Genomic DNA, 12,248 nt, shown 5'->3' on the forward strand with positions numbered 1-12,248 from the left:
GTCCACTGCACTGTACAAAACGGCTGAGGATTGATGGGCTGTACGCAGGTCACGCTTCACTGACCCGGCATCCATCGAACATCGCCGCACACATGAATTTAGCTCAAGGGCATACGCGGGGCTGCGAACCAGAGCGTTCGGGCCGCCGGTACTGGAGAAAGAAAGCATGAGCAACTGGTTAGTAGACAAACTGATCCCTTCGATCATGCGTTCCGAGGTCAAGAAGAGCTCGGTGCCTGAAGGTCTTTGGCACAAATGCCCGTCTTGCGAGGCTGTGCTGTATCGTCCGGAGCTGGAAAAGACCCTGGACGTTTGCCCCAAGTGCAATCACCACATGCGTATCGGCGCACGCGCGCGCATCGACATTTTCCTCGATGCCGAAGGTCGTACCGAGCTGGGTGCTGACCTGGAGCCGGTTGACCGCCTGAAGTTCCGCGACGGCAAGAAGTACAAGGACCGCCTGACCGCGGCGCAGAAGCAGACCGGCGAAAAAGACGCGCTGATCTCGATGAGCGGTACCCTCCTGGGCATGCCTGTGGTGGTGTCGGCATTCGAATTCTCGTTCATGGGTGGTTCGATGGGCGCCATCGTCGGCGAGCGCTTCGTGCGCGCCGCCAACTACGCGCTGGAAAAACGCTGCCCGATGATCTGCTTCTCCGCCTCCGGTGGCGCACGGATGCAGGAAGCCCTGATCTCCCTGATGCAAATGGCCAAGACCTCGGCGGTCCTGGCGCGTCTGCGTGAAGAAGGCATTCCGTTTATCTCCGTGCTGACCGACCCGGTCTACGGCGGTGTTTCCGCCAGCCTGGCGATGCTGGGCGACGTAATTGTCGGCGAGCCAAAAGCCCTGATCGGCTTTGCCGGTCCGCGCGTTATCGAGCAGACCGTGCGCGAAAAACTGCCGGAAGGCTTCCAGCGCAGCGAGTTCCTGCTGGAGCACGGTGCGATCGACATGATCGTTCACCGTCAGGAACTGCGCCCGCGCCTGGGTAACCTGCTGGCGCAAATGATGGGCCTGCCGACGCCGAAATTCGTCGCTGCACCCATCGAGCCAATCGTGGTTCCACCGGTACCTGCCAACATATGACCGAGCGTACCCTTGGCGAGTGGCTCGCCTACCTTGAGCAGTTGCACCCTTCGGCCATCGACATGGGCCTTGAGCGCTCGCAGCAGGTAGCGTCCCGCATGGGACTGGGCAAGCCGGCGCCTCGGGTGATCACGGTCACCGGCACCAATGGCAAAGGCTCGACCTGTGCGTTCGTGGCTTCATTGCTGCGAGCGCAGGGCCTGAGCGTCGGTGTCTACAGTTCTCCGCACCTGCTGCGTTACAACGAGCGGGTGAAGGTCAATGGCGTCGAAGCCACTGACGGCGAGCTGTGCCGGGCTTTCGCGGCGGTCGAAGCCGGTCGCGGCGACACGTCCCTGACCTATTTCGAGATGGGCACCCTGGCGGCGTTCTGGCTGTTTCAACAGTCCGGGCTCGACGCCGTGGTGCTGGAAGTCGGCCTGGGCGGGCGCCTGGACACGGTCAACGTGGTAGACGCCGACATGGCGCTGGTTACCAGCATTGGCGTTGATCATGCGGATTACCTGGGCGATACCCGAGAGTCCGTGGCCTTCGAAAAAGCCGGCATCTTCCGCCAGGGCGCACCTGCGCTCTGCGGTGACCTGAATCCCCCGCAACCCCTGCTGGACAAAGCGCGCGAGCTCAATTGCCCGTTTTTCCTGCGTGGACGCGATTTTGACCAGGGTGTGACCGATCACGGCTGGTTATGGCGTGGTGTTGACGCTCAAGGGCGTGCGGTTGAGCTGCGCGACCTGCCGTTGCTCGACCTGCCGATGGAAAACGCCGCCCTGGCGCTGCAGGCCTATCTGCTGCTCGGTTTGCCTTGGGAGCAGGCGCAGATTGTCCAGGCGCTGCAGGCGACGCGCATGGTCGGTCGCCTCGATCGCCGGCAGGTCGACTGGCAGGGCAAGCGCCTGAGTCTGCTGCTGGATGTGGGGCACAACCCCCACGCCGCCGAGTACCTGGCCCGTCGCCTGGCCAGCCAGCCACCGGTCGGCAAGCGCCTGGCGGTGTTCGGATTGCTGGCGGACAAGGATCTGGATGGTGTTATTGGCGAATTGAGTGCTAGTGTCGAGCACTGGGCCGTCGCACCGCTGGATTCGCCTCGAGCGCGACCGGTGGCCGATTTGCGTGAGGCGCTGGCCAAGCGCGGTGCCGCGGTGACGGCCTATGACAGCGTGGCCGCCGCCCTGGAAGGGCAGTGCGCGCAGGCGACGAGCGACGACGAGATTGTGTTGTTCGGATCATTCTATTGTGTTGCCGAGGCCCTCGAGTGGCTGGCCCGGCGCTCCACGGAGGAAGCGGCAAATGGCATTGCTGGATAAGGCTTACAAGCAGCGCATGGTCGGCGCCCTGGTTCTGGTGGCGCTGGCCGTGATTTTCCTGCCGATGCTGTTCTCCCGCCAGGACGAACAGCGCCAGGTGACGGTCCAGGCCCCGGCCGCGCCGCAAGCGCCGGCGATGCCACAAGTGCAGGTGGAGCCCGTGGTGGTGCCTGAGCCCCAGGCCCTGCCGCAGGAACCCGTGCCGAGCGACGAAGAAATCGCCCAGCAGGAAGCGCCGGTTGCACCGGTTGCGCCTGCCGCTCCGGCACCTGCCGTCAAGCCGGTCACGCCGCCTCCGGTACCTGCACCTGTCCCGGCGCTGGCTGCCAAGCCCGCCACGGCGCCGTCGCAACCGATCAGCGCCGCACCGGGCAAGCCGGATACCAGCCAAAGCCGTATCGACGCCAACGGCCTGTCGGTCAGTTGGTCGGTGCAACTGGCCAGCCTGGCCAACCGTGAAAGCGCCGAAAAGCTGCAGAAAACCCTGCGCAGCCAGGGTTACAATGCCTATATCCGCACTGCCGACGGCAAGAATCGGGTGTTTGTCGGGCCGCTGATCGAGCGGGCAGAGGCCGATCGGCTGCGTGACTTGCTGAACCGTCAGCAGAACCTCAAGGGGTTTGTCGTGCGCTTTCAGCCAGAGCGTGGCTAAATCTATCGTCACGATTTGAAATGCACTGACAATCGCAGCTTACCGATAAGCATGGGCTCTGCTAAAATGCGCCGCCTTATCCGTCTGTAGGCTGCACTGTGCCATTTACCTGGGTTGACTGGGCGATCGTTGCAATCGTCGCCATCTCCGCATTGATCAGTCTGAGCCGCGGCTTCGTCAAGGAAGCACTGTCGCTCGTGACCTGGATCATCGCAGGAGCCGTTGCCTGGATGTTTGGTGGCTCATTGTCCGAGTACCTCGCCGGATACATCCAGACCCCATCGGCTCGTATAATAACGGGCTGTGCCATCATGTTCGTCGCCACGCTGATCGTGGGCGCAATGATCAATTATCTTATCGGCGAGTTGGTTCGCGTCACCGGGTTGTCCGGGACCGATCGATTCCTCGGCATGGCCTTCGGCGCGGCGCGTGGCGTATTGCTGGTGGTCGTGGCGGTCGGGCTGTTGAGCCTGGGGCCGGTACAGCAGGACGGGTGGTGGAAAGAGTCCCAACTCGTGCCAAGATTTTTATTGGTCGCCGACTGGTCCAAGAACCTGATTCTCGGGTGGAGCAGTCAGTGGCTTGCCAGCGGTATCAGCGTACCCGCTGATATACCGTTCAAGGAGCAGCTCTTGCCGATGGCCAAAACGCCTCAGTGAGTGTTGTTCAGTTCAGATCCATTAAGTAGGGGTTGCGTCGCATGTGTGGCATCGTCGGTATCGTCGGTAAGTCGAACGTCAATCAGGCGCTGTATGACGCGCTAACCGTCCTCCAGCACCGCGGCCAGGACGCTGCCGGTATCGTGACCAGCCATGATGGCCGGTTATTCCTGCGCAAGGACAACGGCCTGGTGCGTGACGTGTTCCAGCAGCGTCACATGCAGCGCCTGGTCGGCCACATGGGCATTGGCCATGTGCGCTACCCGACCGCGGGCAGCTCGACCTCGGCCGAAGCTCAACCGTTTTACGTCAACTCGCCTTACGGCATCACCCTGGCGCACAACGGTAACCTGACCAACGTTGAACAACTGGCCAAGGAGATTTACGAATCTGACCTGCGCCACGTCAACACCAGCTCCGATTCGGAAGTGCTGCTGAACGTGTTCGCACACGAACTGGCCCAGCGCGGCAAGCTGCAGCCAACCGAAGAAGACGTGTTTGCTGCCGTCACCGACGTGCACAACCGTTGCGTCGGTGGCTACGCGGTAGTGGCCATGGTGACCGGCTACGGTATCGTCGGTTTCCGCGACCCGCACGGCATCCGTCCGATCGTATTCGGCCAGCGTCACACCGACGAAGGTGTCGAGTACATGATCGCCTCCGAGAGCGTGTCCCTTGACGTGCTCGGTTTCACCCTGATCCGCGACCTGGCGCCGGGCGAAGCGGTCTACATCACTGAAGACGGCAAGCTGCACACCCGTCAGTGCGCGACCAACCCGTCCCTGACTCCGTGCATCTTCGAACACGTCTACCTGGCGCGTCCGGACTCCATCATCGATGGCGTGTCGGTGTACAAGGCCCGCCTGCGCATGGGTGAGAAGCTCGCCGAGAAGATCCTGCGCGAGCGTCCTGATCACGACATCGACGTGGTCATCCCGATCCCGGACACCAGCCGCACCGCGGCCCTGGAGCTGGCGAACCACCTGGGCGTGAAATTCCGCGAAGGTTTCGTGAAGAACCGCTACATCGGCCGGACCTTCATCATGCCGGGCCAGGCTGCACGGAAAAAATCCGTGCGCCAGAAGCTCAATGCCATCGAGTTGGAATTCCGCGGCAAGAACGTGATGCTGGTGGACGACTCGATCGTGCGCGGTACCACCTGCAAGCAGATCATCCAGATGGCACGCGAAGCGGGCGCCAAGAACGTCTACTTCTGCTCCGCAGCCCCGGCCGTGCGTTTCCCGAACGTCTACGGCATCGACATGCCGAGCGCCCACGAGCTGATCGCCCATAACCGTTCGACCCAGGACGTTGCGGACCTGATCGGCGCTGACTGGCTGATCTATCAGGACCTGCCTGACTTGATCGAAGCGGTCGGTGGCGGCAAGATCAAGATCGAGAACTTCGATTGCGCGGTGTTCGACGGCAAGTACGTTACCGGCGACGTCGACGAGGCATACCTGAACAAGATCGAGCAGGCACGCAACGACGCCTCCAAGGTCAAGACCCAGGCGGTCAGCGCGATCATCGATCTGTACAACAACTGAGTAAAGCCGGCCTTGTAGGAGCGAGGCTTGCCCGCGAAGCTTTTGGCGTATCCAAAGGACCCTTCGCGGGCAAGCCACGCTCCTACAGGGCCGGTTTCGTATCTACTACCGAATAAGGCAAGGAGTGACAGCATGAGTCAGGATTGGGATGCCGGTCGGTTGGACAGCGACCTCGAAGGCGTAGCGTTCGATACCCTGGCCGTACGTGCCGGTCAGCACCGGACGCCGGAAGGCGAACACGGTGATCCGATGTTCTTCACTTCCAGCTATGTATTCCGCACCGCTGGCGACGCCGCCGCGCGTTTTGCCGGCGAAGTGCCGGGCAACGTCTACTCGCGCTACACCAACCCGACCGTACGCGCCTTCGAAGAGCGCATTGCCGCCCTGGAAAGCGCCGAGCAAGCCGTGGCCACCGCCACCGGCATGGCCGCAATCATGGCGGTGGTGATGAGCCTGTGCAGCGCTGGCGATCACGTACTGGTGTCACGCAGCGTATTCGGCTCGACCATCAGCCTGTTCGAGAAGTACTTCAAGCGCTTCGGCGTCGAAGTCGACTACGTGCCCCTGGCGGACCTGTCCGGCTGGGATGCGGCGATCAAGGCCAATACCAAACTGCTGTTCGTCGAATCACCGTCCAACCCGCTGGCTGAGCTGGTGGATATCGCCGAACTGGCGAACATCGCGCACGCCAAGGGCGCGATGCTGGTGGTCGACAACTGCTTCTGCACCCCGGCGCTGCAACAGCCGCTGAAACTGGGTGCGGACATCGTCGTGCACTCGGCGACCAAGTTCATCGACGGCCAGGGCCGTTGCATGGGCGGTGTCGTGGCCGGGCGCAGCGAGCAGATGAAAGAAGTGGTCGGCTTTCTGCGCACCGCCGGGCCGACCCTGAGCCCGTTCAACGCCTGGATCTTCCTCAAGGGCCTGGAAACGCTCAACCTGCGGATGAAGGCCCATTGCGCCAACGCCCAGGAGCTGGCCGAGTGGCTGGAGCAGCAGGACGGCATCGAGAAAGTCCATTACGCCGGTCTCAAGAGCCATCCGCAGTACGAGCTCGCCCTGCGTCAGCAGAAGGGCTTCGGTGCGGTGGTGAGTTTCGAGGTCAAGGGCGGCAAAGAGGGCGCCTGGCGCTTTATCGATGCGACCCGCCTGATTTCGATCACGGCCAACCTGGGCGACAGCAAGACCACCATCACCCACCCGAGTACTACCTCCCACGGCCGCCTGGCGCCGCAGGAACGTGAGGCCGCGGGCATTCGTGACAGCCTGATCCGCATTGCGGTCGGCCTGGAAGACGTGGCAGACCTGCAAGCCGACCTGGCGCGCGGGTTGGCTGCCTTGTGATCGAGTTGTCGACGCCACCGGGATCCAATGGCCGCGTTGCACTGGTGACCGGTGCAGCGCGGGGCATTGGCCTGGGAATTGCGGCCTGGTTGATCAGCGAAGGCTGGCAAGTGGTGCTGACGGACCTGGATCGCGAGCGTGGTTCGAAAGTGGCGAAGGTACTGGGCGACAACGCCTGGTTCATCGCCATGGACGTGTCGAACGAAGGGCAGGTGGCGCTGGGTGTTGCCGAGGTGCTGGGGCAGTTCGGGCGCCTGGATGCGCTGGTGTGTAATGCGGCGGTTGCCGATCCGCATAACATCACCCTGGAAAGCCTCGACCTGGCTTACTGGAACCGGGTGCTGGCGGTGAACCTCAGTGGGCCGATGCTGTTGGCCAAGCACTGTGCGCCGTACCTGCGGGCCCATAGCGGGGCGATCGTCAACCTGGCCTCGACCCGCGCCGGGCAGTCGGAACCCGACACCGAGGCCTATGCGGCGAGCAAGGGCGGTTTGTTGGCCCTGACTCACGCGCTGGCGATCAGCCTTGGCCCGGAGATCCGGGTCAATGCGGTCAGCCCCGGCTGGATCGATGCGCGGGACCCTTCGGTACGCCGTGCCGAGCCGCTGACCGACGCCGACCATGCCCAGCATCCGGCGGGCAGGGTAGGGACGGTCGAGGATGTGGCGGCGATGGTGGCCTGGCTGTTGTCGAAGAACGCAGGTTTTGTCACTGGCCAGGAGTTTGTGGTCGATGGCGGAATGACCAAGAAGATGATCTACAGCGAGTGACACTGGCGGATCCGATCAACTGTATGAGCGAGCCTGCTCGCGATCGGGTCGGAACATTCAGCACCCAGGTTGGCTGGCAGGCCGCCATCGCTGGCAAGCCAGCTCCTACAGGTTTTATGTGGATTTTGTCTTTTTCAGAAAAACTTCAATCCTGCTATTGACTTAGGTTCGCTACCTGCGTAAATTTCGCGGCCTCGGAGATGCAAACGGGTGATTAGCTCAGCTGGGAGAGCGTCTGCCTTACAAGCAGAATGTCGGCGGTTCGATCCCGTCATCACCCACCACTCCCGAGAAACTTGCGAAAGCAAGCCGTAGGCTGAAATGCCTGCACCGACGCGCAGCGGTAGTTCAGTCGGTTAGAATACCGGCCTGTCACGCCGGGGGTCGCGGGTTCGAGTCCCGTCCGCTGCGCCATTATTTACGAAGCAGATTTTGGTCTGGTTCGCGATTGAATGATTTGGTGACTGAAAAGTACCGAAGATTTCAATCACACGAGTTACAAGAGCGAAAGCTCAAAGCGATACGCAGCGGTAGTTCAGTCGGTTAGAATACCGGCCTGTCACGCCGGGGGTCGCGGGTTCGAGTCCCGTCCGCTGCGCCATATCTGCCCCGAGGCCACTGAACGCCTTGGAGCTACGAAGAAAGCCATTGGTTTACTTCGAGTCGATAGCAAAGACCCTGGTCGAAAGACCGGGGTTTTTTGTTTCTGGAATATGCCTTTTTCTCCTCGATGACGCTTGCCGTCCAATCTTTCTGCGCATCCGCTGCATAAAGCACTTGGTGCTGTATCGCGACATTAATTAGAATCACTCTCATTTACGATAACGCCTGGCACAGGGTTTTTTCAGATGAGTGATGCAGCGATGGCGAGGGAGCAAACCCTTCACGACCTGTACCGCGATCACCGTAGCTGGCTTGAGAGCTGGCTGAGGCGACGCATGGGCAACGCCTGCGATGCGGCGGACCTGAGCCAGGATACGTTCTTGCGTTTGCTCGCCAGCTCTCAGCGCATTGCCGACCTGCAAGAGCCCCGTGCCTATCTGCTGACGGTGGGCAAACGCCTGCTGAGCAATTTCTACCAGCGGCGCAGTCTTGAGCAGGCCTACCTGAGTGCCTTGGCGACCTTGCCCGAGGAATGTGCGCCGTCCCCGGAACAGCGCTGGCTGCTGCTGGAAACCCTGCAAGCACTGGACGAACTGCTCGATGGCTTGCCCACGGCGGTGCGCCGGGCGTTTCTCTGGAGCCAGCTCGAAGGCTTGAGCTACCAGCAAATCGCCGAGCGTTTGTCGGTGTCGGAACGCACGATCAAACGCTACATGGCGCAAGCCTATGAGCATTGCCTGTTGGTGGAACTGTGAACAGCCCGGCGCCCGATGTTCGCCAGGCCGTGCGGGCCGCTGCGCAGTGGCTGGCACTGCTCGAGTCGGGAGGTGCCACCGAACAGGACCGGGCGAACCTGCAACGCTGGCGCGACAGCTGCCGCAGTCATGAACTCGCCTGGCAAAAGGCCCAGGCCTTGCGCCAACGCTTTGCCGACCTGCCTCCAGCGCTGGCCCTGAGCAGCCTCGATCGCCCCGATCCGGCGCGACGGGTCATGCTCAAGCGCGCTTTGGGCGCGGTGGCGCTGGTGCCAACAGCCTGGCTGATCAGCCGGCAATTGCCGCTGGACGTCTGGCGTGCCGACCTGCACACCGCCACCGGCGAGCGCAAGCAAGTACGCCTGGCCGATGGCAGCGTCCTGCAACTCAATACGGCCAGCGCCGTCGATGTGGATTTGCCGAATCGTCGGGTGAAGCTGGTGGAGGGCGAGATGTCGCTGAAGGTGCCGGGTGCATCGCCATTGATGATCCAGACCCGGTTCGGTCAGGTCACCGTCAGCCAAGGCGAAGCCTGCGTGCGCCAGGACAGCCGCGGATGCCGGGTGTCGGTGTTTGGCGGTGCCGTGCAGTTGCAACCCTTGCAGGGCGCGGCGCTGACGCTGCGCGCGGGGCAGCAGGTCAATCTGCAAGTGACAGGCGTCAGCGCGATACAGGCCTTTGACGAGTTGCAACCCGGCTGGCGCGAAGGCGTGCTGATGGCCAGCAATCAACCACTGGGAGAATTCCTGCGCGAACTCGACAGCTATCGGCCCGGTGTCCTGCGTTGGTCGTCGGAGCTGGAAGCGCTGCGGGTGACCGGCAGTTTCCGCCTGGACGACACCGATCGCATCCTCGCGCTGCTCGCGGCCAGCCTGCCGCTGGAGGTGCAAATGCGTACGCGTTACTGGGTGACGCTGACGCCGCGCAAAAAAGTTGCGTGAAGCCTGTCCCCTTTTTTCGACTCGCTTGTCATTCAAGGCAACTGAACGCACAAGAGAGCCTTTTCAATGCCCGCCGTAAAGTCTTGCCGTCCACGCCCGGCGTCGTCCGGTCTGCGCCCGTTGTTGCGCCTGAGCCTGTTGTTGAGCCTGAGTGTCAGCCCGATGTTAATCACCCATGCCTGGGCCGAAGACGCCACCCGTCGCAGTTACCAGGTGCCGGCCGGCAGCCTCAGCGATGCGCTGACCCGGTTCGCCGGCCTGGCCGGGGTCAACCTGTCGGTGGATCCGGCGTTGGTCAGCGGTCGCAGCAGTGCGGGACTTTCCGGTGACTATGGGGTTGAGGAGGGCTTCGTGCGCCTGCTGCAAAATTCCGGCCTGCAATTGCAACCGGTGGGCGAGCAGGCGTACATCCTGATTCCCGTGCCCTCGGGCAGCAGCCTGCAACTGGGTGCCACCTCGATTTACGCGACGGCGGACACGGCGCACGGTGATCCGTATGTCGGCGGGCAGGTCGCACGCCGTGGATCGCAAGGCTTGTTGGGCTCGAAAGATTTCATGGAGACGCCGTTCAGCGAGACCACCTACACCAGTGAGTTGGTGAAAAACCTGCAAGCTCGTACCTTGGGCGACCTCGTCGCCAGCGATCCCTCGGTTCGCGCCACCAACCCGGCGGGTGGGCGGTATGAGCAGTTCACCATTCGCGGACTTAGCCTGTTCAACAGTGATGTCTCCTACAACGGTCTGTACGGCATTCTGCCGACGTACACCATCGACATGGAGATGGCCGACCGCGTCGACATCCTCAAAGGCCCGAGCCAGCTGATCAATGGCATCTCGCCGCGGGGCAGCGTGGGGGGCGGGATAAACGTAGTGCCAAAGCGCGCCACCGACGTGCCGATTACTTCGTTTACCGGCAACTATGCTTCCGACAGCCAGGTCGGCGGGGCGGTGGATATCGGTCGGCGTTTTGGTGAAGGTGACATGTTCGGTGTTCGTTTCAACGGCGTGAAGCAGTCCGGCGACACCGAATGGGATCACCAGAGTGTTGACCGCGAGATGGCTGTGCTGGGCCTGGATTTCAGCGGTGAACGCCTGCGGCTCTCGACGGACATCGGACATAACGAGCGTGACACCGACGCCCCGCAGGAGCGTGTGCAGGTGGGCGTCAACGCTCAGGTTCCGCACGCCAGCGATGTTCGCCACAACTATGCGCAGTCGTGGAGCAAGGCGCGTACCAAGGACACTTTCGGTACGGTGACCGGCGAGTACGATGTCAGTGATTCCGTCATGGTGTACGCTGGTGCGGGCGCGCGTAAAAGTAATCATGACTTCCTTCGGCACGCCGTAGCGGTCACCAATGACGCGGGCGATTTCAGCGTTCAGCCACGTGACTTCACCCGTGACGAAAATGTTCGGACGGCCAACGCCGGGGTGCGCAACTGGTTCCATACCGGTGCGGTGAGCCATGAGGTCAACCTGGCTGCCAGCTATTTCTATATGGACTTCGAAAACGGCGGCGCCCGTTATGCCGCTGCCCCGAGCAACATCTACAACCCGGTGCAAACACCGACGCCCATCACTCCTGCGCGCCTCGATTCGCAGGTGTATACCGAGAACCGTTCCAGCAGCGTGGCGTTGTCCGACACATTGGGGTTCTTCGATGATCGGGTACTGCTGACCATCGGCGCCCGCTGGCAGCGAGTGCAGGTTGACGACTGGACGGATAATGTCAAAGGCGACACGGGTTACGATGAAGAAAAGGTTTCGCCCTCGGGCGGCATCCTGTTCAAGGCCACCGATAAACTCTCGTTGTATGCCAACTACATGGAAGGCCTGAGCCAGGGCAAGATCGCCCCGTCGACCTCGGTGAACGAAGACGAAATCTTCCCGCCGTTCATCAGTCGGCAGATCGAGGTCGGTGCCAAGTATGACGCGGGTGCGTTCGCCATCACCACCGCGGTGTTCCGGATCAAGCAGCCGGCCTATGAAACCAACGCCACGACGCGAGTGTTCGGCCCGAACGGCAAGCGCGAAAACACCGGTGTGGAAGTCAGTGTGTTCGGTGAGCCGCTCAACGGTTTCCGGCTGCTCGGTGGGGTGATGTACATCGACAGCGAGTTGACCAATACCACCAATGGCACCTTTGACGGCAACCGCGCGCCGGCCACGCCGAAATACAACGTCAACCTTGGCGCCGAGTGGGACGTGCCGAACGTCCAGGGCCTGACCCTGACCAGTCGCGGCATCTACTCCAGCTCGCAGTATCTGGACCAGTCCAATAACAAGGAAATCGATTCCTGGGAGCGTTTCGATGTGGGCGCGCGGTATGCGTTCAGGGTTGATGAAAAAACCATTACGGTGCGCGGCAATATCGAGAACGTGGCGGACAAGCGCTACTGGAGTTCGGCGGGGGCTTCGGATGACAGCGAGCCTGGGTTGACGCTGTCGACGCCGCGCACCTATTTGCTGTCGGCGACTGTGGACTTCTGATGGTCTTGTGTTGACTGATCTGACATCTTCGCGAGCAAGCCCGCACACATTTGATCGTGTGTTCGACACAAAACCAGTGTGGGAGCGGGCTTGCTC

At 61.9% G+C, this 12,248-nt stretch carries 10 protein-coding genes and 3 tRNA genes; all 13 read left to right on the forward strand.

Annotated elements, in window-relative coordinates:
- The first annotated feature begins 166 nt into the window (after nucleotides 1–166).
- The 13 genes from accD (at nucleotide 167) to ACYP2Q_RS22260 (ending at nucleotide 12,152) form a co-directional block, all read left to right on the forward strand.
- A complete protein-coding gene (gene accD, locus ACYP2Q_RS22200; RefSeq protein ID WP_459732476.1) occupies nucleotides 167–1,087 on the forward strand; it encodes an acetyl-CoA carboxylase, carboxyltransferase subunit beta in 921 nt (306 codons plus the stop codon).
- Complete coding sequence (gene folC, locus ACYP2Q_RS22205; RefSeq protein ID WP_459732477.1) at nucleotides 1,084–2,391, forward strand: bifunctional tetrahydrofolate synthase/dihydrofolate synthase; 1,308 nt, start codon at nucleotides 1,084–1,086, stop codon at nucleotides 2,389–2,391. Before accD ends, folC begins: the two co-directional genes overlap by 4 nt.
- Nucleotides 2,375–3,043: an SPOR domain-containing protein gene (locus ACYP2Q_RS22210; RefSeq protein ID WP_459732478.1), complete on the forward strand. Its 669-nt coding sequence runs from the start codon at nucleotides 2,375–2,377 to the stop codon at nucleotides 3,041–3,043. The genes folC and ACYP2Q_RS22210 overlap by 17 nt, the downstream gene beginning before the upstream one ends.
- A gap of 98 nt (nucleotides 3,044–3,141) precedes the next feature.
- On the forward strand, nucleotides 3,142–3,702 hold the full coding sequence (locus ACYP2Q_RS22215; protein WP_274075414.1) for a CvpA family protein: 561 nt from the start codon (nucleotides 3,142–3,144) through the stop codon (nucleotides 3,700–3,702).
- 41 nt (nucleotides 3,703–3,743) lie between these two features.
- Complete coding sequence (gene purF / locus ACYP2Q_RS22220) at nucleotides 3,744–5,249, forward strand: amidophosphoribosyltransferase (protein ID WP_274075413.1); 1,506 nt, start codon at nucleotides 3,744–3,746, stop codon at nucleotides 5,247–5,249.
- Between the two features lie 132 nt (nucleotides 5,250–5,381).
- Complete coding sequence (locus ACYP2Q_RS22225; RefSeq protein WP_323606833.1) at nucleotides 5,382–6,593, forward strand: O-succinylhomoserine sulfhydrylase; 1,212 nt, start codon at nucleotides 5,382–5,384, stop codon at nucleotides 6,591–6,593.
- A complete protein-coding gene (locus ACYP2Q_RS22230; RefSeq protein ID WP_272602968.1) occupies nucleotides 6,590–7,363 on the forward strand; it encodes an SDR family oxidoreductase in 774 nt (257 codons plus the stop codon). The genes ACYP2Q_RS22225 and ACYP2Q_RS22230 overlap by 4 nt, the downstream gene beginning before the upstream one ends.
- 208 nt (nucleotides 7,364–7,571) lie before the next feature.
- Nucleotides 7,572–7,647 (forward strand) — tRNA-Val (locus ACYP2Q_RS22235).
- Between the two features lie 53 nt (nucleotides 7,648–7,700).
- Nucleotides 7,701–7,777: transfer RNA gene (locus ACYP2Q_RS22240), tRNA-Asp, on the forward strand.
- Nucleotides 7,778–7,887: 110 nt separating this feature from the next.
- Nucleotides 7,888–7,964: transfer RNA gene (locus tag ACYP2Q_RS22245), tRNA-Asp, on the forward strand.
- 247 nt (nucleotides 7,965–8,211) lie between these two features.
- A complete protein-coding gene (locus tag ACYP2Q_RS22250) occupies nucleotides 8,212–8,721 on the forward strand; it encodes a sigma-70 family RNA polymerase sigma factor (protein WP_459732479.1) in 510 nt (169 codons plus the stop codon).
- The gene (locus tag ACYP2Q_RS22255) at nucleotides 8,718–9,662 is read left to right on the forward strand and encodes a FecR domain-containing protein (protein WP_459732480.1); all 945 of its coding nucleotides are present in this window, start codon (nucleotides 8,718–8,720) and stop codon (nucleotides 9,660–9,662) included. Before ACYP2Q_RS22250 ends, ACYP2Q_RS22255 begins: the two co-directional genes overlap by 4 nt.
- A 66-nt stretch (nucleotides 9,663–9,728) precedes the next feature.
- A complete protein-coding gene (locus ACYP2Q_RS22260) occupies nucleotides 9,729–12,152 on the forward strand; it encodes a TonB-dependent siderophore receptor (protein ID WP_459732481.1) in 2,424 nt (807 codons plus the stop codon).
- Nucleotides 12,153–12,248: the final 96 nt, after the last annotated feature.

The sequence above is a fragment of the Pseudomonas sp. MHK4 genome, from assembly GCF_054600775.1.